Annotated in this window: 20 protein-coding genes; 13 read left to right on the top strand and 7 right to left on the bottom strand. The window is 66.9% G+C overall.

All coding sequences use genetic code 11. From position 1 onward, the window contains the following. Positions 1–31: 31 nt before the first annotated feature. Together DPQ64_RS14520 and coxB are read right to left on the bottom strand one after the other, a co-directional pair. The gene (locus DPQ64_RS14520) at positions 32–2,866 is read right to left on the bottom strand and encodes a cbb3-type cytochrome c oxidase subunit I (RefSeq protein ID WP_115865034.1); all 2,835 of its coding nucleotides are present in this window, start codon (positions 2,864–2,866) and stop codon (positions 32–34) included. Beyond that, positions 2,863–3,663 (bottom strand): cytochrome c oxidase subunit II, encoded by an 801-nt coding sequence (gene coxB, locus DPQ64_RS14515; protein WP_115865033.1) that lies wholly within the window; start codon positions 3,661–3,663, stop codon positions 2,863–2,865. Before coxB ends, DPQ64_RS14520 begins: the two co-directional genes overlap by 4 nt. A 96-nt stretch (positions 3,664–3,759) precedes the next feature. Here coxB and DPQ64_RS14510 point away from each other — a divergent pair, with 96 nt between their 5' ends. Then, entirely contained in the window at positions 3,760–4,290 is a 531-nt protein-coding gene (locus tag DPQ64_RS14510) for a DUF6789 family protein (protein WP_115865032.1), read from the top strand. Positions 4,291–4,459: 169 nt separating this feature from the next. Here DPQ64_RS14510 and DPQ64_RS14505 read toward each other — a convergent pair whose 3' ends face one another. Next, positions 4,460–6,277, bottom strand: coding sequence for a cbb3-type cytochrome c oxidase subunit I (locus DPQ64_RS14505; protein ID WP_115865044.1), 1,818 nt, complete (start codon positions 6,275–6,277; stop codon positions 4,460–4,462). Between the two features lie 314 nt (positions 6,278–6,591). Between DPQ64_RS14505 and DPQ64_RS18890 the strand changes: the two genes are divergently transcribed. Together DPQ64_RS18890 and DPQ64_RS14500 are read left to right on the top strand one after the other, a co-directional pair. Next, positions 6,592–6,858 (top strand): hypothetical protein, encoded by a 267-nt coding sequence (locus DPQ64_RS18890; protein ID WP_157971720.1) that lies wholly within the window; start codon positions 6,592–6,594, stop codon positions 6,856–6,858. 540 nt (positions 6,859–7,398) lie between these two features. Next, positions 7,399–8,748 carry a tyrosine-type recombinase/integrase gene (locus tag DPQ64_RS14500; protein WP_232820591.1) on the top strand — a complete coding sequence of 450 codons (1,350 nt, stop codon included), beginning with the start codon at positions 7,399–7,401 and terminating at the stop codon, positions 8,746–8,748. A gap of 127 nt (positions 8,749–8,875) precedes the next feature. On the opposite strand, the gene DPQ64_RS14495 is transcribed toward DPQ64_RS14500, so the two are convergent. After that, a complete protein-coding gene (locus DPQ64_RS14495; protein WP_115865031.1) occupies positions 8,876–9,076 on the bottom strand; it encodes a DUF7835 family putative zinc beta-ribbon protein in 201 nt (66 codons plus the stop codon). Between the two features lie 442 nt (positions 9,077–9,518). Here DPQ64_RS14495 and DPQ64_RS14490 point away from each other — a divergent pair, with 442 nt between their 5' ends. Together DPQ64_RS14490 and DPQ64_RS14485 are read left to right on the top strand one after the other, a co-directional pair. Next, positions 9,519–10,247 (top strand): hypothetical protein, encoded by a 729-nt coding sequence (locus DPQ64_RS14490; protein WP_115865030.1) that lies wholly within the window; start codon positions 9,519–9,521, stop codon positions 10,245–10,247. A gap of 13 nt (positions 10,248–10,260) precedes the next feature. Continuing rightward, positions 10,261–11,616 (top strand): serine/threonine-protein kinase, encoded by a 1,356-nt coding sequence (locus DPQ64_RS14485; protein WP_115865029.1) that lies wholly within the window; start codon positions 10,261–10,263, stop codon positions 11,614–11,616. Between the two features lie 28 nt (positions 11,617–11,644). On the opposite strand, the gene DPQ64_RS14480 is transcribed toward DPQ64_RS14485, so the two are convergent. Next, positions 11,645–12,214 carry an FAD-dependent oxidoreductase gene (locus tag DPQ64_RS14480; protein ID WP_115865028.1) on the bottom strand — a complete coding sequence of 190 codons (570 nt, stop codon included), beginning with the start codon at positions 12,212–12,214 and terminating at the stop codon, positions 11,645–11,647. A gap of 91 nt (positions 12,215–12,305) precedes the next feature. Further along, positions 12,306–13,331: an MBL fold metallo-hydrolase gene (locus tag DPQ64_RS14475; protein ID WP_115865027.1), complete on the bottom strand. Its 1,026-nt coding sequence runs from the start codon at positions 13,329–13,331 to the stop codon at positions 12,306–12,308. A gap of 335 nt (positions 13,332–13,666) precedes the next feature. Between DPQ64_RS14475 and DPQ64_RS19315 the strand changes: the two genes are divergently transcribed. From DPQ64_RS19315 to DPQ64_RS14465, 3 genes are all read left to right on the top strand, one after another. After that, the gene (locus DPQ64_RS19315; RefSeq protein ID WP_198662143.1) at positions 13,667–13,813 is read left to right on the top strand and encodes a hypothetical protein; all 147 of its coding nucleotides are present in this window, start codon (positions 13,667–13,669) and stop codon (positions 13,811–13,813) included. Positions 13,814–14,357: 544 nt separating this feature from the next. After that, a complete protein-coding gene (locus tag DPQ64_RS19310; protein ID WP_198662142.1) occupies positions 14,358–14,801 on the top strand; it encodes a DUF7471 family protein in 444 nt (147 codons plus the stop codon). Further along, the gene (locus DPQ64_RS14465) at positions 14,798–15,310 is read left to right on the top strand and encodes a winged helix-turn-helix transcriptional regulator (protein ID WP_115865026.1); all 513 of its coding nucleotides are present in this window, start codon (positions 14,798–14,800) and stop codon (positions 15,308–15,310) included. The genes DPQ64_RS19310 and DPQ64_RS14465 overlap by 4 nt, the downstream gene beginning before the upstream one ends. A 3-nt stretch (positions 15,311–15,313) precedes the next feature. Here the strand turns inward: DPQ64_RS14465 and DPQ64_RS14460 are convergent, their stop codons facing one another. Continuing rightward, a complete protein-coding gene (locus tag DPQ64_RS14460; RefSeq protein ID WP_115865025.1) occupies positions 15,314–17,164 on the bottom strand; it encodes a S9 family peptidase in 1,851 nt (616 codons plus the stop codon). Between the two features lie 138 nt (positions 17,165–17,302). On the opposite strand from DPQ64_RS14460, the gene DPQ64_RS14455 reads away from it, so the two are divergent. From DPQ64_RS14455 to DPQ64_RS14440, 5 genes are all read left to right on the top strand, one after another. Beyond that, positions 17,303–18,637, top strand: coding sequence for a DUF7405 family protein (locus tag DPQ64_RS14455; RefSeq protein WP_115865024.1), 1,335 nt, complete (start codon positions 17,303–17,305; stop codon positions 18,635–18,637). Between the two features lie 299 nt (positions 18,638–18,936). Beyond that, entirely contained in the window at positions 18,937–19,668 is a 732-nt protein-coding gene (locus tag DPQ64_RS14450) for a fumarylacetoacetate hydrolase family protein (protein WP_115865023.1), read from the top strand. Between the two features lie 170 nt (positions 19,669–19,838). After that, entirely contained in the window at positions 19,839–19,967 is a 129-nt protein-coding gene (locus tag DPQ64_RS19820; RefSeq protein WP_269814487.1) for a hypothetical protein, read from the top strand. A 46-nt stretch (positions 19,968–20,013) separates the two neighbouring features. After that, positions 20,014–21,888: a S9 family peptidase gene (locus DPQ64_RS14445; protein WP_115865022.1), complete on the top strand. Its 1,875-nt coding sequence runs from the start codon at positions 20,014–20,016 to the stop codon at positions 21,886–21,888. Positions 21,889–21,976: 88 nt separating this feature from the next. Then, on the top strand, positions 21,977–23,029 hold the full coding sequence (locus DPQ64_RS14440; RefSeq protein WP_115865021.1) for an iron transporter: 1,053 nt from the start codon (positions 21,977–21,979) through the stop codon (positions 23,027–23,029). The last annotated feature ends 4 nt before the right edge of the window (positions 23,030–23,033 follow it).

Here is a 23,033-nt window from a genome sequence, read left to right as displayed (position 1 = left end):
CGAGCGCGTGGTGAATTTCCCGGTCATTGGTCTACAGGATGTAGAACAGCGGGAACAGGAACAGCCACACGATGTCGACGAAGTGCCAGTAGAGGCCGAACAGCTCGACCGGCTGGTCGTCGTCGAGGTACGCCCCGTTCCACGCGCGGGCGATGAGATACAGCGTGATTACCAGCCCGGCGATGACGTGCAGCGCGTGCAGCCCCGTCGTGAGGTAGAACGTCGACGACGCGACGTTCGTCCCGATGTTCCAGCCGTTGGGGAACGCCTCGCTGTGGACGTGGAACAGGTGCTGCCACTCCATCGCCTTGTTGATGAGGAACGCGATCCCGAGCACGAGCGTCGTCGCCAGCGAGCCGATGAGGCCCCACTTGCTCCGCTTCTCGCAGGCCACCAGTGCGAGCACGACGGTGAAGCTGCTGGTCAACAGCAGGTAGGTGTTGATGAGCCCCGGGAGCACGACGTGGTCGGCCGGGATGAGGTGGTGCCAGTTGTTCTGCCAGCCCTCCGCCACGCGGATGAACGCGTACGAGCCGACGAACGCGCCGAACAGCACCACGTCGCTCGCGAGGAAGATCCACACGCCGAGCTTCGTGTTGTTGATCCCGGTGAACGGCCAGCTCTCGCCGAACGGCCCTTCGAGGCCGTGGAACTCCTCGCGGCCCATCCCGACGAGCGCCCAGAGCAGGCCGACGCCTGCAACCACGGTCAGCCCGAGGTACGCACCGCCTTCGAGACCCTCGGGGAAGCTCCCCTGGCGCAGTCCCGACAGACCGACGAGGAAGAGAAACGACGTGAGGCCGATCCTGAACGGCCAGATGCTCGCGTGGTCCTCGCCGTGCTCCTCGTCGTCGGCCGCGTGCTCGTCGTAGACGGTGACCGTTCCGCCGTCCGTGGCTTTCTCGTCTGCGACGCCAGCGTTCGCGTCGGCAGCGCCAGCGGTCCCGTCGTCCGCCACGACTTGCTCGTCGTCGGTCATCGGCTGTCCGCCGTCGGTCATCACTCTGCCACCGTCGGTCACGAGTTTCCCGTCGTCATCGTCCTCTCCGTCGTCCGCGTCGGTTTCGCTACCATCCGTCGCCGCTTCGCCGCCGTCCGTGGTAGCTTCGCCGCCGTCGGTCGCCGCGGGTTCGCGGCCGCCGGGACCCGCTGGCTCGATGTCGCCCGCGTCGCTACCGTCGGGCAGGAACTCCAGCGAGCCGCTGCTGAACGACGGCTTGCCCGGGAAGTTCTCCAGTGGCGGGGGCGAGGGGATCGCCCACTCGGTCGTGGTCGAGAACTGCCACGGGTTGTCGCTGGCGTCCTCACCGGTGGAGAGGCTGACCCAGAGGTTGTAGAACATCACGAGGAACGACGCGCCGAGCAGGAACGCCCCGACCGTCGAGAGCTGGTGCCACGTCGTGTAGATCTCGGGGTAGACGAAGTCCCGACGGGGCGTCTCCCACGCGACGAACATCGGGAAGTACAGCAGGTTGAACCCGACGAAGTACATCGCGAAGTGGAGCTTCCCGAGGAACTTGTCGTACATCTTCCCCGTCATCTTGGGGTACCAGTAGTAGAGGCCGCCGACCAGCGCGGTGATGCCGCCAACCATCACGTAGTGGAAGTGCGCGACCACCCAGTAGGTGCCGCGGAACTCGTAGTCGAGCACGACCGCACCGAGGAAGACGCCCGTGATGCCGCCGAGGATGAACAGGACGAGCGCGCCAAAGGAGAACAGGAACGGCGTGGTGAAGCGCACCCGCCCCTTCAGCATGGTGTAGACGAGCGCGAACACCATCAGGTCGAACGGCAGCGAGATGCCGATGGTGGTCGCCATGAACAGCGTCTTGATCTCGAGGTTGATCGAGGTCAGGAACATGTGGTGCATCCAGACGAGGAAGCTCTGGAGCGCCACCAGCACCATCGCCGCGATGAACCACTTCCGGCCGACGATGCGCTTGCCGGTGAACGTCTGGAAGCACTCGGCCATCACGCCGAGCGCCGGGAAGAAGACGATGTACACCTCCGGGTGCCCGAAGAACCAGAACAGGTGGGCCCACAGCAGCGACCCGGCGTGGCCCGTCGCCGCGAAGTACTGGGTGCCGATGAGCCGGTCGGCCGAGAGGATCATCAGCGCCGCCAGCAGCGCCGCGAACGCGAACAGCATCATCCACGTGGTGAGCAGGATGGTCCACGTGAACAGCGGCATCCGTCTGAGGGTCAGCCCCTCGGCGCGCATCCGGTGCATCGTGGTCAGGAAGTTGACCGACGAGACGGTCACCGACACCACGAACAGCAACAGCGCGAGCACCGCGGTGCTCGCACCGATGTTGGGCGTGTACACCGGGAGGTTCAGCGGTGCGTACATCGTCCAGCCGCCCGCGAAGGTGCCTCCCTGGAAGAACGACACCCCGAAGAGGATGCCCGAGAACAGGTAGAGCCAGTACGACAGCGCGTTCAGCCGTGGGAAGGCCAGGTCCTTCGCGCCGATCTGGAGCGGCACCACGTAGTTGGCGAACCCGAACGCGAACGGCGAGAGAAACCAGAAGATCATGATGAGCCCGTGGGCGGAGACCGCTTGATTGTACTGCAGGGGCTCCAAGATGGTCGCGCCGGGCGTCCAGAGCTGGACTCGCATCAGCAGGGCCAACACGCCACCGAACACGAGGAAGAACAGCGCCGTGACCGTGTAGAGGATGCCGACGTCCTTGTGGTTGGTCGTGACCAGCCAGCGCTTGATGCTCGACGGGGCCGGCAGGCCGTGGTGGTGGTCGGTCTCGTGGCCCGCCGCCGCGGTGCCACCGTCGGTCCGCTTCGCTCCCCGACGAGATTCGCGCACGCGCTCACCACCGTCCGTCCGCGGGTCACTCGTTTCGTCCGTCATCCAACCACCCCCTGCGAGACGGCGCTGGCTCGTGGTCCGGCGGTCGCCCGCGGTCCGATCTCACTCGGACCGGCCACCGCAGAACTGTTCTCCGCACTGGTGTTCGCGTACCAGTTCTCGTAGTCGCTGGGTCGCATGACCTCGACCTCCGCGGTCATGTAGGAGTGGCCCGCTCCACAGATCTCGAAGCAGCGTGCTCGATACGTCCCGGTCTCCTCGGCTTCGAGCCACGTCTGGGTCTGCTGGCCGGGGATGGCGTCGGTCTTCACCCGTAACTCCGGGACCCCGAACGTGTGGAACACGTCCTCGGATGTGACGTTCAACTGTACCGTCTCGTTCGCCGGGACGCGAAGCGTGCTCGTCTCGTGTCCGTTCGGATAGACGAAGTCCCAGCCGAACCGGTAGCCGACCACGTCGATCTGCACGTCGTCACCGCCCTCGACCGTCGCCTCGTCCTCGACGTACAGTAGGGTGCCGTACGTCCAGAGGATGAGCGAGACCACGATGATGGTGCTCAGCCCGAACGAGAGGAACAGCTTCCGGCCGCCCCCACCGCCGGTCGGGAGTTCGCCGACTTTGGGTGCGTCGTCGGGGCGCTCCCCACCGTCGTCGCGGTACTTGTACGCGTTGTACACCATGTATCCGACGACGACGACGCCGACGAGTGTGCCGAGCACCAGAAAGACGTCGAATATCTGCTGGAACACTTCGACCCGCGTCCCTCTGGGAATGATTCCGGATTGGGCCGGGTGGAGTGCGACGAGCGAGGGCCGAATCGGGTCGGCCGGAACTGTCATGATGTGCGTCAACAACACACATACACTTATCGGTTCCGAACGGACGAGTGCGAGCCGGCAAGAACGCTTTTGAATTGGTACGTGTTATCATTAAACATGGAAGGGGAACGACGGGAGTCGACAGCCGATGTCTCGGAGGACGTGACGGAAGTGGGGGAACCGGAGTTCGACCACCTCGCGGGCATCGTCACCGACGGGATGATCGGTGCCGTCGGCGGGCTGGTCGGCACCGGCGCGCTGACCGTGGGGTTACTCATCGCCCGGTCGCTCGGCGCGTTCGAGCTGTCGAGCTTCGGCACGCTGGCCGAATTGACCGGGTTCAACATGCTGCTCCCGCTGAGCCCCATCGCGGTCGGCTTCGTCCTGTTCCTGCTGACCGGGATGGTGATGTGGCCGCTGCTGTTCGCCTCCATCGGCTCGTACCTTCCCGGCGAGAAGTACGCGACGAAGGGCCTCCCGTTCGGGTTCGTGCTGTGGACCGGGTTCGCGCCGGCGTTCTACGAGGGGTACACCGGGCTCGCGATGGTGCTCTACCTCGGGCTGACCCTCGGCGCGCACTTCTCGTACGGCTTCACGCTCGGCGCAGTGTTCGACTACCTCGGCGACCGGCCCGACACGCTGGTGTAGGCGGACCGCCGGCGTAGGCGGACCGCCGGCGTAGAACCGACTGACGACGGCTTTTCTGACCCGCTTCGAGAGATCGATACCACACCTTCCGCGGGCGCTGGTGCGCTCCGACTCGTCGGAGCGCACCAGCGCCCGCGGCGTGGAGGAGCCACTTTGCTAGTGATCGGTGCTACTTGTCGTCGGCCATCTCGCTACTGTCGACCGCGTCGCCGCCGTCAGCCACCTCGCCACTGTCGGGCACTTTTCCGCTGTCGACCGCGTCGCCGCTTTCGCTCACCTCACCGCCGTCGGCCATCGTCTGGTCCGATTCGGTCAGCGCGGTCTCCTGCTTGCGCTCGAACCACGCCCACTCGTGCGTGCGCAGTCCATCTTGCTCTAGGTTCCACGGGTCGCCGCTCTCGACTGCGGGGCCTTCGAGCCACGAGGTGACGACGTTCCAGACGAAGATCAGCTGGCCGAGCGCGAGTAGGTAGACCCCGACGGTCGCGAGTTGGTGGAGATCCGCGAAGTACGACACCGGACCGACCGTGAGGTCGTAGCCCGCGTAGCGGCGGGGCATCCCGCCGTAGCCGAGCATGATCATCGGGAAGAAGGTGAGCTGGGTGCCGACCATCGACAGCCAGAAGTGCCACTTGGCGAGCGTCTTCTGGTACCACCGACCGGTGAACAGCGGGAACCAGTAGTACACCGCCGCGAACACCGCGAACGCGATGGCTCCCATGATGACGTAGTGGAAGTGCGCGATGACGTGGTACGTGTCGTGGAGCACCAGATCGACCGGAATCGCCGCCTCGAACACGCCCGTCACGCCGCCGATGATGAAGTTGGCGACGAAGCCGATGCAGAACAGCATCGGCGCGGTGAGCCTGACCCGGCCGTTCCACATGGTGGTGATCCAGTTGAACGTCTTGACCGCGCTCGGGAGCGCGATGGCGATGGAGACCGCCATGAAGGAGGCCCGAAGTCGGGGGTCCATGCCGGTCGCGAACATGTGGTGGGCCCAGACCCCGAACGACAAGACCCCGAGCGCGAGCGTGGAGTAGACGACGAACTTGAAGCCGAACAGCTTTCGTCCCGCGAATCTCGGCAGAATCAGGCTCACGAGTCCCATCGGCGGCAGCACGAGGATGTACACCTCCGGGTGGCCGAAGAACCAGAACAGGTGCTGCCACAACATCGCTCCCCCGCCGTCGACCGCGAAGAACGTCGTGCCGAAGTTCCGGTCGAGTAGCAACATTACGAGCGCGCTGCCGAGCAACGGGAACGAGAACAGTATCTGGCCGGACTGGACGAGGACGGTCCACGAGAACAGGTCGAGATTCGCCCACGTCACGTCATCGCCGCGCTCGGTGAAGATGGTCGTGACGAAGTTGACCGCCCCCATCGTCGCTGAAACCCCCGTCAGGTGGAGGCCCAGCAGCAGCAGGTCCACGCCGGGGTTGGCCTGCTCGACCGAAAGCGGCGGGTAGAGTGTCCACGCGGTCTGAGCGCCCTCGACGCCCACGCCGAGGGGTTCGAGCAGGATGCCGCCCCAGATGAGGAGCGCGCCCGGTGGGAGCAGCCAGAACGCGATGGCGTTGATCCGCGGGAACGCCATGTCGTCCGCGCCGATGAGCAGGGGTATCAGGTAGTTCGAGACGGCCGCGAGGATGGGCGTCCCGAACAGGAACAGCATCGTGATTCCGTGGGTGGTCAGCAGCGCGTTGTAGAAGTTCGCGCCGAGCAGGTCCACCGGCGGAGTCACGAGTTCGGTCCGCATCAGGACGACCGCGATGCCGCCCCACGCGAACGACAGCAGTCCGAACACCCCGTACAACAGTCCCACGTCCTTGTGGTCGACGGTGGTCAGCCACCGCACTATCCCGGACGGTTTCTCGGCGGCGTGTCCAGTCTTGCCACTGGTCCCGCCGGCCCCGGCGGGAGCGTACGACTGCCAGTCCTCTACAGAGCGTAACCAGAGGCCGATCCCCAGCAGGAGGAGAGCCATCACCACCGACGAAATCGGTTGAACGGTCGCCATGCGACCGCGTTGTCCTCGAACCCCCATCGAAGTTGTCCGGCACATGTTCGATCGAGGTTTCACTGCTGGAATTCCCACGTGGCCGCAGTTCAGCCCTTCCGCCACCGCTACTCGCCCCCGCCACGCCAGTGAGAAGTTGAGACCACTAGCCTCACCGGTTGAGACTACTAGCCTCACTGCATACGACAGTAGTTATGATAGTGATGGCAAATCACCTTCTAGGACGGCCACGTATCGTTTGAGGGTCCGGGATTCAATACACTCCGGGAGAAACTACCAGTATGGTTCCTTCCCCGGTCGGTGGTAACGGGAACGATTTCGATTTGAAGCGAGCAGTGAACGAAGAGTTGGACGCACGTGACGGTGTGTTGGACTACGAAATAACCGACTCATCTCCAGAACACGTCCTCGTTAAAGTCACCGAAACATCGGAAGATGGTGATTCACGAGACATCCTCTATCGGATTCAACACGAACCGAGACCCGACGGAACAGACGACACTCACTGGGAGTACCTCGGGCCGGTCGCAGATGAGGAGTCCAGATGAATCACGTTCAAACAGCCCGCTTTTTTGAAATCGTCTCTGGTTGTTCCCAATATGGATGACGAGTCTTCGGATCGGGTAACCCAAGAACAGGTATTGGGTAGTGAGGTGCTCTATTCGTGTTAGCGGTTGCCTGAGTGGCTACACTGCTGGAAGTCTCAAAAATTCGCCTCCATAGTTGGAAGTATATCAAGAATGGCCGTACGGAGAACAATCTGAGGCAGTATCCGCTGATCGAATCGGTCAAATTCACGCATTACAGACCTGCTAACTCCTCTGGAGTCTCACCGTCCCACGCCAGCCATTTTGTATATCGCTATGTGATTTACCTTCTGCGTGCCAGTAGGCCGCCGATATTCCGTGGGTCTAACAGGCCACAGCGGACCGTTATCTCCACGGAACCATAACTGATAAGACAGAAGAGCCGAGTAGGTGGATTATGCCCTGCTTGAATATCCGGGTGCGCGGAGTGAGACCGCTTCTCCCCGGCTCTCGCGGCGCATCTGAAACACGACGCGGAGAACGCGTGGGAGGGACCGGCGCGTGACCGCGACCGAGACCGACCACTCGGATTCGGACGCGGCCGGCAGCCCAGATTCGCGGTCTGAACCGGACTCGAATTCGGACTCGGAAGACTCGAACGCCACCGGCGACCCGTTCGCGGGCGTGCGCTGGACGACCTGCTCGCTGGACGAGTTCCGGGAACTCTACTGGGAGGTGATCGCGCCCCGTCTGGAAGCCGAGGGTTGCGACCCCGAGACGGACCGACCCAGCCACCAGTGGTTCCGCGAGGAGGGCCTGCGGGCGTTTCTGGCCGCGCTCCGGCGTCACCACGACCGGTCGTTCGGCGAGTTCTGGCGCGAGGACCTCGGACTCGGCGGCAAATCGGGGTACGACTGGGCGACCGACGACCCCGACACCCGCGACGCGCTGGAGACGTTCCTCGACCGGCGGCGGACCCGCCACGCGGTCAGCCGGTCGACCATCGAGACCAAGCGCCGCCGCTTGAATCTCTACGTGCGCGCGTATCGCGAAGCCAACGGCGAGGACGACCTGCTGTCGCCGGTCGCCATCGACGCCGAAACGCCGACCCACGAGGCGGTCGGCGCGTGCTATGCGGCGTTCGACTGGCTGAACGGTCGGGACTACCACGCCAGAACCAAGACTCGCGTTCGGAGCGTCGTCGACAGCTGGTACCAGCACCTCGTCGGGCGTCGCCTCGCCGCGGTCAACCCCGCGACGGGACTCCACGAGGAGTTCCGCTGGCAGGCCGACGACTCGGACCCCTCGCCGCTCGCGCCCGAGCACGTCCGCGCGCTCGTTCGAGCGGCCGAGAGCCCGCGCGAGCGCCTGCTCGTGGTCGCGCTCGCCGCGTGGGGCCTGCGAGCCAACGAGGTCGCGAGCCTCCACGTCTCGCAGTTCGTCCGCGACGTTGCCGACGACGAAGTGCCGTACGTCACCTTCGCGGAGCGGAAGAACGGCCCCGGCGAGGTGAACGTGGTGTACGGCCTCGACGCGCTCGACGACAGACTCGACGAACTCGCGGCCCGCGAGGAGTGGTCGGGCCACCTGTTTCCCACCGAACAAGGCGCGAAAGCTCACGCCACCCGGGAGACGATCTGGTCGTGGTTCCGGGAACTCGCCGAGCGGGCCGACCTTCCGGCGGAAATTGAGGGCGAGCGGCCGAGCCCACAGCTCTGTCGCCGGTACTGGTACGACACCTACACCTCGGCGCTGGAAGCCGTGCTGGAGGGACTGGAGGACATCGCGGCCGAGCAGGGCAGCGACGATCCCCGCGTCGTACTGTCGAACTACCTCTCGGAGGAGCGCGCCCGGAAGGTCCGCCGGGAGTTCATGCGCTCGGAGTTGGCCGACGCGTTCGAGCAGGAGTAAATCCTATACCGCGATACGTATTTTCCGGCGGTCGCGATATCGCTGACGCTGGTAACACTGCCGCCACTGCCGACACGGCGACCCGAAAAAGCTCCTCGGTGCTCGATTCGCCCGACGGAAAACGGCTTCAGGCGTTGTTCATCCGCTTGTTCTCGGTCGTTCCACATTCCTCGCACTCGGTGACTCGGTACGGTTCGCGAGAGAACTCCGTGTTCTCCGTCTTCGTGCTCTCGGTCTGGATCTCGATGCGAACGTCGTGTGGCGTCTGTTGTCCACAGGACTCGCACTCCTCGATGGTCTCCGTGAACGTGGAGTTTTTCGTAGCCATTTTTTCTCCCCGTCAGTACACTGCCGGTCCACCCACATCAAGCGGTAACTCGGTTGAACCGCGTTCCGCTCATTCGAACCGTTTCGGAACACGTCAACGCGGGTTTACGTCCCGATGTTCCGATTCCGCCGACGGTTCACGAATCGTTCATACCTTTCAAACCGGTTCATGGGACGATTCGTCCCCCTCTGCGAGGGTAGTTTCTCCCCCCGGTCACTGGCAAGCCGAGCGTTTTCCGGGTTCCGCGTTCCTGTCGAGGGCGGTCCGTCGCCACGGGCAAGTAATGACTCCCTGACCCCCCGCCGGAGCCGGGAAGTGAAACTCCGCCTACCGTTACCTCTGTGAGACAATGTCACCCGCGTCGAACGTTCCAATCTCCGGAACCCCCTATCCGTGCCGAGGACTCGAAAAAATTAATGGGCTGTCATTCGGGTTACCCAGTATGGTCCCCCGAACGCGGCGGCGACTCCTCAGCGGAGCGGCCGCACTCCTGACAGGACTCGCCGGCTGTAGCCGGTCGTCGGTGAGCGACTCCTCGGACGCCCCGCCCGGAAGCCCCCGCGGCGAGAACGTCGAGAGGGATCCCGACAGGGTCGACCTGCGCGCCCCTGACGAGCAACCGCCGGTGTGGCTCCCTCGCGACGAAGACGAGACCGCGACCGAGTCCACGACTGCTGGTCGACCGGAACGTGCGCGCTCGCGCGGCCTCGTCGCGTCCGCATCGGTCGCCGAGCGCCTCGGCATCGCCGACGTCGACGGGGCGGGCGAGGCCCGGGAGTTCGTCTCCGACACCGACTTCGAAGCCGAGACGCTCTACGTCGAGTCCCGGAGCGTCGAGGAGTGTCGGTCGCCCGAACTCTGCTACGTCGCGTGGTCGGCCACGGAGGTCGAGACGCAGTTCGGCGGTCGCTACCGGGACGCCGACACCGACTGTCGCGTCGACGAGCGCGACGGCGTCTCGTGGCTCATCCGCATCCCGGACATGCTCGACCCCGACCGCGTGTCGAGCCACGGCTCGGGATGGAGCAGTCGCGGCTGTGACGAGCGTCGGCGCATTCGCGAGCGCGAGAACGGAACCACGACCGAACCGCCGAACCTCGGCCCGGCGACGAGCGCCACCGAGACGACCGACTCCGAAACGAGCGACACCACGACGGAGGACGAACGATGACAGAGGGCGAACGATGACGGAGGGCCGGTCGAATGGAAGACGCCGTGGACCGACCAGCGCGACCCGACGGGGGTTCCTCGCGCTCGCCGGGGCCGCCAGCCTCGCGGGCTGCAACGAGTTCGGTCTCTCCTCAGAGGACGAGCCGCCCAAAATCGACGGGGAAGCGTTCGCGGACGCGCTCTCGGCCGACCCACCGACCGTGGCCGAGACGCTGCCGGTCGACGTCGAGCAGTCGCACCTCGACGCGTCGGCCGACCACGCACGGGATCTCCTCTCGTCGGTGCCCGCGCCGTTCGACGACGAGGAGATCCCCAACGGGGCGATCCGCGACGAGCTCTCGCGACGATACGAGGACGCGTCCGCCGAACTCGACGACGCACGCGACGCGCCGACGGACGCGGAGACGATGGTTCGGCTCCGCGACGCTCGCGGAAACGCACGCGGCGTCGCCGCCGGATGGGAGGCCATCGACGACGGGCTGACCCGCGCCGACGTGCTGGACACGGTTCCCGACCTCCGCGACGATATCGACGCGTTCCGCCACCAGTGGCGCTACGTCGGCAGTGAGCCCGTCCGCACGGTGCTGGCTCACGGGCAAGTCGAGGAACTGGTCGCGTACGCCGTCGGCAGATCCAGGGGCGCGGCCGAGCGAAGCCGCGCCATGCCGGAGGACCCGACGACCGTGGCCGAACTCGCGGGCCGAATCGGGGAGGCGCGGGCCGCGCTCGACGACGCCGAGTACGTGTTCGAGCGGTACGCCGACTCGCTGGACGACCCCCGCGACGTTCGCGACGGACTCCAAGCCGCCGGGGAAGACTTGACCGCGACACTCGACGACCGGCGGGCGTCGCTCCCGGACGGCGACCCCGGCGATGCCTCGTCGTTCGTCGACCGCGATATCGAGGGGACGCCCGTGGCGGTCGCGCTCGAGGACCTGTATCGCGGGTTCGAATACGCCGACGGGATCGACGAGGAGCGGGCGACCGGACGGCGCGCCAGCGTCGTCCTGTCGGCTCACGAGACGCTGGTCCGGATGGAAGCGTTCGAGTCGCTGCGCGAGCGCGTCGCGAACGACGAGCACGTCACCGTCGAGAGTAGCGAGGACGTGCGCAGGATTCGAGAGCGAGCGTTCGAGGCTGTCGAAGAGGCCGTGGAATCCGGCGACGAACTGACCCTCCGGCTCGTCGCGGCGATCAGCGGCGACTTCGAGTACGTCGAGGACGAACTCGGTGGTTACGCGGACGACGACGAGGTCTCGGTCGCGTGGCTCGACCGGGAGCTCGGCCTTTACGTGCTGATCGGGGCGATGGCGCGCGCGTCGCCGACCACGAGTTCCGAGGTCAAGAGCGTGCTTCGCGAGCGGTTCTGAAGGACGTGCTTCGCGAGCGATTCTGAACTTACTCCGCGTCCTCGGGCACGTCGAAGTCGTGGAAGTGCTCGCCCTTCTCGTTGCTGAGGATGTCGAGCGCGGCCGCGCCACCGTCGCCCGCCGAGATGACCGCCTGCCACTCCTGATTCCGGATCATTGCGCCCGTGGCGTAGGCACCGTCGACGCTGGTCTCCATCGAGAGGTCCACGTCCACGAGGTCCTCGTCGGTGAACTCGACGCCGAGATCTTCGAGCAGGTCGGTGTCGGTCCCGGTCGCGAATACGACGTACGTAGCGTCGTACTCGGCATCGTCGGTCGTGACCGTGAAGCCGCCAGCGTCTCCATCGCCGACGCGCTCTACCGCCGTGACTTCCTCGCCCACGCGCATGTCGGCGTCGAAGCCCTCGGCCTGCTCGCGGGCGTCCTCCACGAACTCGGTGCCGTCCATCGAGTCGATGCCGAGATAGTTGAACAGATGGGCCTTGTGCATCCACGTCTCGTCGGTGTCGAAGACGACCGTGTCGAGGTCGTTCTTCGCGGTGAACAGTCCGGCGCTCAGTCCGGCGGGGCCGCCGCCGACGATTGCGACTTCTGGCATATATCGAACATGGTAGTTCAGCGTGGTAAAGGTTGGTACCGGGGCCGGGGCTGCCGCATCGGTGAAAGTCAGAGGCGGTCCCGAACGCCCGTCAGAACTGATCGAGTCGCGTCTGGTCGCCGAGCAGCGGTCGGGCGTCGTAGCCGTGGTGGGTAGTGAGGTAGTCCGCGAACTCGGCCGCGAATCCGTGGTGGGTGTAGACGACCTCCGGGTCGACCGCCTCGACCACGTCGACCAGTTCGTCGAAGTCGCAGTGGTCCGAGAAGGGGAACGTCGCGTCGTAGCCCCCGCGGTAGCGGAACGACTCCTCGACCGCCCAGCCGGAGAAGCCCGCCTTCAGGGCGTCGTAGCGCTCGGCCACCTCCTCGACCCAGTCGCTCCGCGAGTGATGGGTGGGCAGGACGAGAATCTCGTCGCCCGCGAGGTCGGGCGCGCCGTCGGCGAGAGACGGGTCGTCACCTGCGGGCAGCGTCTCCGCGGGAAAGTCGAGGCCCGTGGCCGACTCGATGGCGTCGTTCACCGTCCGGATCGACTCGTGGACGAGCAGAGGGCGGTCGGTCGCCTCGCGGGCGAGCCACTGGAGCTTCTGAGCGCGGCCGAGCGCGTAGCCGAACAGCACGAGCGGTCGCTCGTCGTTGTCAGCCAGCCAGTCGCGAATCTCGCCCTGGAGTTCCCGCTCGGGCGGGAACCGATACCGGGGGTCGCCGTACGTCGTCTCCATCACGAGCACGTCGGCCTCGACCGGCTCGAACCCGTCGAGGTAGAGGCGGTCGCGGACCGAGAAGTCGCCGGTGTAGAGGTAGCGTCGCGCCTCCCCTGCGGGGTCGCCCGCACCGTCGGCCTCGACCAGCGCGGCCCGCGAGCCGACGACGTGACCTGCGGGGTACAGCGTCACCTCGTCTGTTCCCTCGCGGTACTCCGGAAGAGTCGCGCCGGTCCGGGCTTCGACCAGCGCGGCGGTCTCGGCCGAGCAGACCACGGTGTCGGGAGCCGTCCGGAACGTGTGGTCGGCGTGCGCGTGGCTCACGAGGTTCACGTCGCCGACCGCGCTGGAGGCGTCCGCGACGTAGGTTTGCCCCGCCTCGATGTGGACACCGTCCTCGCGTCGGACCGTCATTCGTCGGACCTCGGGGCCGGAGAGTGATGAGTCCCGCGCTCGGCGTCGACTCGTGCGTGGTCGCTCCGCCGACCTGCGGCCGTCCCGGCCACCCCGCCGTTTCCGCTGTTTTGCTCCGGCGGCCCCTCCCGGAGGCGCAGTCGGCTCTCCGCGCCGTCACCGGAATTTCCGCTGTTAGGGACGACGTACTACCCCGCGATTTCCGCTGTTTTCCGAGTCCCACTCGGCGTGCGCCGGGGTGATCGACTCGGCTCACGAACCGGCGGGGAGCGGGAAAAGTCGCCCGCCGAGTCGTCGGCGGGCGACTTTTCCCGCTCCCGGCCGTCGCTTTGGACGTGATACAGCTTCCCATCCGGCGGTGTCCGAACTGCCGGTACGTCGGCCCGACGCGAAAGTTCAACGGCGACGACGGGGAGACCGGCAGTTACCGATGCCCGCGGTGCGGCCACGAGATCGAACCCCCGAATCCTCGGCTGCTCTAAGCGACACCAAACAAGGTCGGTGAGCGCCCTGACCGGTCCGGCGCGGCCGAGTCGGCCGCGCCGGACCGGTCGAGACCACACCGCAGTTTCCGCTGCTCGCAACTCGGCCCGAATCGAGGAATCTGCGCGACCGACAGTGGTCAGATACGCGTGACCAGGCCCTGCTTTGTGCGGTGAATCAACCGCTACCCTGGTGTCTGCGGGAGCGGAGCGTCCGCAGGCTCGGAAGCCACGGTTTGTCTTCCGGCGGACTGAAAGGGCGTGGCGCACTCGCGCATCGCTTGGTCGCCTCAGCGCGGCTACTATCTGGCGCGCGCAGTTCTGCGCGCGCCAGATATCCCCCTGAGCGACCGTCATGCGAGCGAAGCGAGCGTGACCTCGGCAGTCGCAACCCGCGCAGAAGCGAAGCGACGAGCAGGACCGTCTTCCGGCGGCGAGCGCGCCGAGGGCTTTCGGGGAGTCCGTCCCAGTTTGACTGCCTTATCTGAACACTACCGCGTGACGCACCCGAACCGATAAATCCGCGCAGCGACAATCCGACGGCATGGAACTCACGCCCGCGGGCTGGTTCCCTGTCCACGCGAGCCACACCGGGAGTGCGGACCTCGGGTTCGCCGCACTGCTCGGGCTCGCGGGCGTCGGCTCGGCGCTCCTGTTGGGGCTGGGGCTCGCGGCGCTGGCCCGGCGGCGCTCGCGGTCGTACCTGCTGGTGACGCTGGCGCTGGCGACCCTGCTCGCCCGGACCGCGGTGGCGGCGCTGTCGCTGACCGGCTCGGTCGACGCGGTCGCTCACCACTGGGTCGAGCACGGCCTCGACGCTCTGATGGCCGCGCTCGTCGTCGCCGCGGTGTACGACGCACGGGCGGTCCGCCGGTCGTCAGAGGGCGGCGGTGGCGGGAACGAAGACGGCTCCGCGCGAACCGTTCGAGGCGACGGTGGCAGGCCAGCTGCTGAGCCCGAGGACTACCACAGGAGGGACCAGCCGTGAACGAGACGCGCCGCGCAATCGCCGACCACGTCGGCGACAACCCGGGCGTCCACTTCAACGCCGTGGTGCGCGGGCTCGACCTCGCTCCGGGACAGGTCCAGTACCACCTCAAGCTCCTCCGGCGCGAGGGAAGCGTGGTCAGCGAGAAGATCCGGGGAAAGACCCACCTCTACCCGCCGGCCTACGACGACTGGGAGCGGGCCGCGCTCGCGATGTTCCGGCGGGAGACCGCCCGCGACCTGCTGGCGTACCTGCTCGACGCCGGGACCGCGACGCCGAGCGAACTGGCCGACGAACTCGGCGTGGCTCGCAGCACGGTCGAGTGGCATCTCGACGAACTCGTGGAGCGCGACCTCGTGGACAAGCGCCGGGAGGGCAACCGCGTCGCGCTCGAACTCGCCCGACCAGAGGCGACCGCCGACCTGCTCGCGGAGATCACGCCGTCGCTGCCCGAGCGGATGGTCGACCGGTTCACAAAACTGGTCGACGGGCTGGTCGAGCAACCCTGACTTCTACTGTCCGGGTTCGGCGGCAGGGGTCGCTCCGCGAAGCCGCCGGTCGAGGAAGTCGTCCAGGATCCCGAACAGCCGCTTCTTCTGGCCGATGTCCGAGGAGGCGTGGCCCTCCTCACCGAGTTCGACGTACTCGAAGTCGGCGGCCTCGCCCTCCTCGTAACCCGCGTCGAGCAGTGCGTCGCGGAAGAGTCGGGCCTGCGAGACGGGGACCCGCGAGTCGTTGACGCCGTGGACCATCAGGAGCGGCGCGTCGAGGTTCTCGACGTACTCGACGGGACTTCGCTCGCGGTAGCGGTCCGGGTTCTCCGCAGGCGTGCCGAGATACCGCTCCATCAGCCCGGTCTGGAAGTGGGGCATCGTGTTCTCGTACATGTCTTCGAGGTCGGTCACGCCCATCCACGCGATGCCGGTCGCGTACAGTTCGGGGTACTGCACCATCTGCCAGTAGGCGCAGTAGCCGCCGTACGACCCGCCGAAGACGGCCACGCGGTCCTCGTCGACCCAGTCCTCCGCGGCGACCCGCCGGACCGCTTCGGCGATGTCCTCCTGCTCGGCCCCGCCCCAGTCGCCGAACAGTCGCTCTTTGAACTCGCGGCCGCGACCGATCGAGCCCCGGTAGTTGACTTCGAGGACGCTGTACCCCTGCGAGAGCAGGAACTGGGTCCGGAGGTCGAACTCCAGCCTATCCTGTCCCTCGGGGCCGCCGTGGGGCGTGACGATCAGCGGCGACGGTCGCTCGCCCGAGTCCCACTTCAGCGCACCGATCTCCAGTCCGTCGTGGGACTCGAACGTGAAGTACTCGGCGTCGACGAACCGGTCCGGGTCGAGGTCGCCGTACTCGGCCGCCACGAGCGTCTCGTACTCGTCGGTCGAGAGGTCGTAGGCGAGCAGTTCCGACCGCCGGGTCGGCGTCCGGTGGTCCACCAGCACGCGGCCGTCGCCGAGTACGGGGTTCATCGGTGCCCGTTGGGTGAACGTCGAGACGCCCTCGGGCAGGTCGAACTCCCGCCCATCGCCGGTCTCGACGTCGTACACCACGGGGACGACCGCGGCGTCACGCGTGCGCTGGACGAGAAAGCGGTCGCCGCCGGGGAGGAAGGTCACGGGCTGTTCCTCCGCGTCGAGGTCCCCGAACCACGTCACCGAATCGGTCGGGAGATCGTACACGCCGGCGCGCTGGAAGTTCTCCGCGTCGTCGGAGACGAGCAGGCGGCCGTCCGGTCCCCAGTCGATGGCGAACGACTCGGACCCGGTGTCCCCGAGTTCGAGGTTCCGGGGATCGGTCACGTCCGCGTCCGCCACGTACACGTCGTCGTTCGCGAGGTCGTCGGTCTCGTTCGCCACGTACGCGATCCTCTCGCAGTCGGGTGAGAGGACGCCTCCGGAGACCCCGAGTTCGTAGGACGTGAGTTGGGTCGTCTCGCCCGACGGGAGGTCGTGGCGGTAGAGGTTCATCTGCCCGCCGGCCGACGATCCGAGCAGCAGCGTTTCGCCGTCGTCACCGACGTCGAAGAGGATGGTCTGGCCGTCGAGGTCGACCACGCGCTCGTAGTTCCCGTCTCGGTCGAGCGCGGACACGTCGTTTTGCTCGTCACCGCCCTCGTCGTCGTGGAAGAACACGCGCTCACCGTCGGCGCTCCACTGGGGCCACCACTGGGCGTCCCGCGGGACCTCCCCGTCGCTGAGCTGCCGGCGGTCGCCCGACTCGAGGTCCAGCAGGTGGAGTTCGTTCCGACCCGAGACGTCGTAGTACAGCGCCACCTCGTCGCCGTCGGGCGACGCGGTCGGGTGGTGGAAGCTCGGGAGGCTGGCGAGTTCGTCGAGAACGTCGGTGTCGTGGTCCGACATATCAGCACCCTCCCGCGCCGGTACCAAAAGGGTTCCCAGAAGCGCATTTCTATTGGAATAGCTATATTTTCGGTCTCGGCGATGGTTTCGATGCGCGAACCAGAACCCCCTTTCACCTCCCGCCCGTACTCTCGCGCGATGGAGGACATCGGATCGAGTGGAGCGAGCGGACCAAGCGAAGAGGGCGGGCTCTCGCGCAGGCAGTTCGCCAAGGCCGCGGTCGCCATCGGGGGTGCCTCCGCGCTGTCGGCGTGTCTCGACCGTGGGGGCAGCCCTGACGTGGCGCAGGGGCCCGACGACCTCTCGACGCTGCCCGCGCGCCAGCACGCGTGGGACGAGTTCCTCACTCGGGACGACCACGGCAACGTCGTCGCGCCGCGCCACCGGGTCCTACTCCTGCTGAACTACGCGGGCGAGGCGACGCCGAGCGACGCCGAGCGCGAGACGGCCGAGTCGGCGTTCCGGAGTCTGGAGCGGGCGTACAAGCGGGGCAACGACGGTCTGCTGTTCACGGTCGGCTACTCGCCGTCGTACTTCGAGCGGTTCGACGCCGGGCTTCCGGCGTCTGTGGATTTGCAGAAACCCCGAGCCCTCGCCTCGTTCGAGGAGCCGGAACTCGACGAGCAGGACGCCGTGGTCCACCTCGCCAGCGACCACGCGCCCGTGGTGCTGGCCGCCGAGGAGGCCCTGCTGGGCGAACAATCGGCGGTCAACGGCGTCGAGATGGACGCGGACATTTCTGGGGTCTTCGAGCGAGTTGATCGGCGAACAGGGTTCATCGGTGCGGGGCTGCCGGCCGAGAATCAGGACGTGGACGGCATCCCGAGTTCGGAGCCGGTCGACGAGGAGGCCCCGCTGTACATGGGATTCAAATCGGGCTATCGGAAGAATCAGGCCACCGAGGACCGCGTGACCATCTCGGACGGGCCGTTCGCGGGCGGGACGACCCACCAGCTCTCGAAGATCCGGCTGAACCTCGACCAGTGGTACCAGCAGGACAGCCGGTCCCAGCGCGTGAGCAAGATGTTCTGCCCGGTCCACGCCGAGGAGGATCTGGTGGAGGGCGTGGGCGACAACCTCGGCGACTCCTCCCAGATGGAAGAGCGGAGCTGTCCCGCCCACGCGGAGGAGCACGCCCGCACGCGAGGCTCGGTCGGCCACTCCCAGAAGTCGGCCCGCGCCCGCGACGAGGACGGCTCGCCGCTGATGATCCGCCGGGACTTCGACTCGACAGACAGGGACGAGAACGGCGACGACGGGCAGGCGAGCCTCCACTTCGTCTCGCTTCAGCGCACCATCTCGGACTTCGTGGACACCCGCGACGCGATGAACGGCACGGACCTCGCCGAGCGCTCGGCGGTCGGCCAGCGCAACAACAACGGAATTTTGCAGTACATGGAGGTGCTGCGCCGCGGGAACTTCCTGCTCCCACCGCGTGAACATCGGGCGCTTCCGACTTCGAATCCGTCGTGACGGGTTTCGAGTTTCGGTAGCTTCTACTCCGGGTCGAATCGCGCTACCCTCGACTCCCCCGCCACAACCCTCGACGCTCCACTCCGGCGCGTGCTGCGACTGCAGAGCATGCGGTCGTTTCACTCGCACAGCCCTCGCGCGCGCGTTGCTCGCACGCGCCGGAATCAAAATATAATCCTTAGCTATGATTCCGAGACTCGCGTAAGGTCCGAACCAACGAGTCCAAAATCCCAGTAAAGAACCCCGAAGTATTCGCCGGACCGCGAACCTCTTTACCGTCACGCTGCACACCACCGACCATGCGAGAAGTCAGATTCCGCGACCCCGCAGGCAGCACGCGCGTCGGCGAGTGGACCGAAGACGGGATTCGCGCTGCGGGCCGAACCTACGACGAGTCCGAGATCGACGTGCTCCCGTCGGCCGAGCCCTCGAAGATCGTCTGCGTGGGGCTGAACTACGCAGACCACGCCGCCGAGCGCGACAGCGAGGTTCCCGACCGCCCGCTCCTCTTCCTCAAGCCGCCGAGCGCGCTGTCGAGCCACGGCGACACCGTTCCCCTGCCCGCCGGGAAGGAGCGCGTGGACCACGAGGCCGAACTCGCCTTCGTGATGGGCGAGCAGGCTCGGAACGTGAGCGCCGACGAGGCGATGGACTACGTCGCGGGCTTCACCTGCATGAACGACGTGTCGAACCGCGACGACCAGCGCCGCGAGCAGAACTGGGTCCGCGGGAAGGCGTTCGACAACTCCGCGCCGCTCGGCCCCGTCCTCGCCACGCCCGACGAGGTGCCCGACGACGCCGCGGTCGAACTCCGAGTGAACGGCGAGACGCGCCAGTCCTCCTCGCGCGCGGAGTTCATCTGGACCGTCCCGGAGCTCGTCGAGGAGATCACGACCTACGTGACGCTCGAACCGGGCGACGTGGTCTCGACCGGCACGCCGTCGGGCGTCGCGCCCATCGAGGACGGCGACACCGTCGAGGTCGAGGTCGAGGGCGTGGGCGTACTCCGCCACGGCGTCAGTGAGGACTGAGATCGAGCCGAGGAGTTCGACTATTCGCTACGGCAGCGACCGACGACAGCACGTTTTCGGAAACGGAAGATTCCACTCTGCGTGGACTGGCCGACCAGCCGCAGTCCTGGCGGATGAAAGGGCGAGGCGCGCTCGCGTTCTACTTGGTCGTCTCAGCGACCCCTCTCCGAGTGAGCGAAGCGAACGAGGAGATGTCGCTGAGCGACCGCGAGCGCGCCGAGGGCTTTCGAAGACATGACGACAGGAGCACGCCCGAACTCGACGCCAACGCCAGAAGCAAATTCGAATCAGCCGTCTAGTTCCGCGACCCACACCTTTTCTTGCGCTCGCCCCGACCCCGACAACATGGCTCACGACGTCCGCCGTTACCTGACCGCCCGCGAGACGGCCGCACCGACGCTGTCGCCCGACGGCCGGCTGGCCTTCCTCGCGGACACGACCGGCACGAAACAGATCTGGACCACCGACGAACCCGAGGCGTGGCCCCGCCAGCGCACGTTCTACGACGAGCGGGTGTCGTTCGTCTCGTGGTCGCCCGCGGGCGACCGGGTCGCGTTCGGGAAGGACGCGGGTGCCGACGAGCACGACCAGTTGTTCGTCCTCGACCCCGCGGACAACGGCATCGAACAGCTGACCGACCGGCCCGACGCCATCCACAGCTGGGGCGGCTGGCACCCAGACGGCGACCGCGTCGCGTTCGCGGCCAATCGGAGCGAGGGCGCGCGGTTCGACCTGTACGCGATGGATGCAGACGCCGGCTCCGAAGAGCCCGAACTCGTCCGCGAGGGCGAGGAGGAGGGCTTCCTCGGCGTCGCGGGCTGGAGCCCGTCGGGCGACCGACTGCTCGTCTCGAAGGCGCGCGCGAGTTCCGACGACGACCTCTACGTCGTCGACGCGGCCACGGGCGAGCGCCGACACGTCACGCCCCACGACGAGAGCGTCCGGTATCGCCAGCCGGCGTTCGGCCCCAGCGGAGACGCCATCTACTGCGTCAGCGACGCGAACGGCGACCAGAAGGAGCTCGTCCGGATCGACCTCGACTCGCTCGCTGCCGAGACGGTCGTCTCCGGAGATGACTGGAGCGTCGACGGCCTCGCGCTCGACGCCGAAACGGGGCGGGTCGCGCTCACTCGGAACGTCGACGGCTACTCGGAACTCCGCGTCGGCGAGCTTTCCGATGTAAAGTCCGACGGCGCAAGCGCGACCACGGTCGAGGTCGACCTTCCCGACGGCGTGGTCCACGACCTCGCGATGGGGCCGAACGGCGAGCGCGTCGCCGCGACCGTCTCCGCCCCCGATCTGAACCACTCGGTGTTCGTGGTCGAACCCACCGCAAACGCCTCGACTGCTGGTGACGCCGCGCTCGCGAGCGCGGCGTCACCAGCAGTCGAGCGCTGGACCCGACCGTCGACCGGCGGGCTCTCGCTCGACGCCTACGACTCGCCCGACCTCGTGCGGTACGAGACGTTCGATGGGAGAGAGATTCCGGCGTACGTCACGCTCCCCGAGCGAGCGAGGGAGAACTCGGCCGATAGCGAGATCCCGGTCGTCGTGGACGTTCACGGTGGCCCGCACCACCAGCGCCGGCCGTGGTTCCGGCCCATCCGGCAGTACTTCCTCGACGCGGGGTACGCCGTCTTCGAGCCCAACGTCCGCGGATCGTCTGGCTACGGCCGGGAGTACGCCGCGCTCGACGACGTGGCAAAGCGGATGGACTCGGTGGAGGACATGGCCGCGGCGGTCGACTGGCTCGCCGACCGGCCCGAGATCGATTCCGGGGGCGTGGTGGCGTACGGCCGGTCGTACGGCGGCTTCATGGTGCTGGCGGCGCTGACCGAGTACCCGGACCTCTGGGCCGCCGGCGTGGAGTTCGTCGGCATCGCCAACTGGGTGACGTTCCTCGAGAATACGGGCGACTGGCGGCGCTCGCATCGCGAAGCCGAGTACGGGTCCCTCGAGGACGACCGCGACCTCCTCGAATCCATCAGCACCATCCACTCGGTCGCGGAGATCGACTGCCCGCTGTTCGTCCAGCACGGGGAGAACGACCCCCGCGTACCGGTCGCCGAATCTCGCCAGATCGCCGCCGAACTGGCCGAGCGGGGCGTGCCGGTCGAGACGTGCATCTTCGAGGACGAGGGCCACCACACCACGAAGCTCGACAACCGCATCGAGCAGTTCGAGCGCATCGCGGCGTTCCTCGACGAGCACGTGGCGTAGTGAATCGCCGCCCCACGGGCGACGGCCGAGGGAGTTTTCGACGCACGAACCAGAATCGGTATTCGCCCGTCGCCGCAATGGCCGAACGATGAAACGACGCGACGTGCTCGCCGCGGGGGCGACGTTCGGGCTCGCGGGGCTCGCAGGGTGTTCCGGGACGTTCGAGACCGAGTCGAGTTCGCAGTTCACGACCGTCGAGGACCGCGCGGAAACGGTGTACTACCCGGGTCACATCGACGGGATGGCGATGCTCGGGATGGGCGGGTCGGGCCGGTACAGGCTGGGCCTGATGTACAGCCTGCCCCACGCGTTCTGGAACATCTCCGCCAGGGACACCAACCTCGCGCGGGTCTCCGAAGACGTGAGCGCCCACCTGATGGCGACAATCTGGGACGACGAGACGGGGACGGTCCTCCCCACTGCGGACGTCTCCGCCGACGTGCTGAAGGACGGCGAGCAGGTCGACTCCCGACCGCTGTGGCCCATGCTCTCGCAGACTATGGGCTACCACTTCGGCGACAACGTTGCGCTCGACGGCGACGGCACGTACACCGCGCGCCTCGACGTCGAAGCCATGCAGGCCCGCGCGATGGGCGGGCTGGCCGGCGCGTTCGAAGAGGGCGTCACCGTCGAAGTGGAGTTCGAGCACACCAGAGACCAGCTCTCGAATCTCACGTACGAGGAGTTCCCCGACAGGATGGGCGACCCCGGCGCGATAGAGCCGATGGAGATGGAGATGCCGATGTCGCGAGCCCCCGAGCGCGGGGACCTGCCGAACGTCCTCGGCACGGGGACGACCGGCGACGCCGACTTCGTAGCGTTCGCGCCCGACACGACGCCCGAGTTCGCTGACGACGGGACGACCTACCTCGCGGTGTCGCCCCGGACGCCGTACAACCGCTACCCGCTCCCGTTCATGTCGCTGTCGGCGACGCTGACCCGCGACGGGAAATCGGTGTACGACGACGTGCTGCTGGCCGGCATCGACCCGGACCTCGGCTATCACTACGGCGCGGCGATCGACGGCGTCGAGTCGGGCGACTCGCTGACCGTGACCGTGGACGCTCCGCCCCAGATCTCGCGCCACGAGGGGTACGAGACCGCGTTCGTCGAGATGGGCGAGATGGAGATGACGGTCTGAACGC

Source organism: Halorussus litoreus (genome assembly GCF_003382685.1).
Classification (GTDB): domain Archaea; phylum Halobacteriota; class Halobacteria; order Halobacteriales; family Haladaptataceae; genus Halorussus; species Halorussus litoreus.
Note: the sequence above shows the minus strand (reverse complement) of the source record. Positions and strands in the feature narration are given on the sequence as shown.

Coding starts and splice junctions, on each gene's coding strand:
- DPQ64_RS14520 (WP_115865034.1), bottom strand. CDS start 2,866: ATGACGGACGAAACGAGTGACCCGCGGACGGACGGTGGTGAGCGCGTG.
- coxB (WP_115865033.1), bottom strand. CDS start 3,663: ATGACAGTTCCGGCCGACCCGATTCGGCCCTCGCTCGTCGCACTCCAC.
- DPQ64_RS14510 (WP_115865032.1), top strand. CDS start 3,760: ATGGAAGGGGAACGACGGGAGTCGACAGCCGATGTCTCGGAGGACGTG.
- DPQ64_RS14505 (WP_115865044.1), bottom strand. CDS start 6,277: ATGGCTCTCCTCCTGCTGGGGATCGGCCTCTGGTTACGCTCTGTAGAG.
- DPQ64_RS18890 (WP_157971720.1), top strand. CDS start 6,592: ATGGTTCCTTCCCCGGTCGGTGGTAACGGGAACGATTTCGATTTGAAG.
- DPQ64_RS14495 (WP_115865031.1), bottom strand. CDS start 9,076: ATGGCTACGAAAAACTCCACGTTCACGGAGACCATCGAGGAGTGCGAG.
- DPQ64_RS14490 (WP_115865030.1), top strand. CDS start 9,519: ATGGTCCCCCGAACGCGGCGGCGACTCCTCAGCGGAGCGGCCGCACTC.
- DPQ64_RS14485 (WP_115865029.1), top strand. CDS start 10,261: ATGACGGAGGGCCGGTCGAATGGAAGACGCCGTGGACCGACCAGCGCG.
- DPQ64_RS14480 (WP_115865028.1), bottom strand. CDS start 12,214: ATGCCAGAAGTCGCAATCGTCGGCGGCGGCCCCGCCGGACTGAGCGCC.
- DPQ64_RS14475 (WP_115865027.1), bottom strand. CDS start 13,331: ATGACGGTCCGACGCGAGGACGGTGTCCACATCGAGGCGGGGCAAACC.
- DPQ64_RS19310 (WP_198662142.1), top strand. CDS start 14,358: ATGGAACTCACGCCCGCGGGCTGGTTCCCTGTCCACGCGAGCCACACC.
- DPQ64_RS14460 (WP_115865025.1), bottom strand. CDS start 17,164: ATGTCGGACCACGACACCGACGTTCTCGACGAACTCGCCAGCCTCCCG.
- DPQ64_RS14455 (WP_115865024.1), top strand. CDS start 17,303: ATGGAGGACATCGGATCGAGTGGAGCGAGCGGACCAAGCGAAGAGGGC.
- DPQ64_RS14450 (WP_115865023.1), top strand. CDS start 18,937: ATGCGAGAAGTCAGATTCCGCGACCCCGCAGGCAGCACGCGCGTCGGC.
- DPQ64_RS14445 (WP_115865022.1), top strand. CDS start 20,014: ATGGCTCACGACGTCCGCCGTTACCTGACCGCCCGCGAGACGGCCGCA.
- DPQ64_RS14440 (WP_115865021.1), top strand. CDS start 21,977: ATGAAACGACGCGACGTGCTCGCCGCGGGGGCGACGTTCGGGCTCGCG.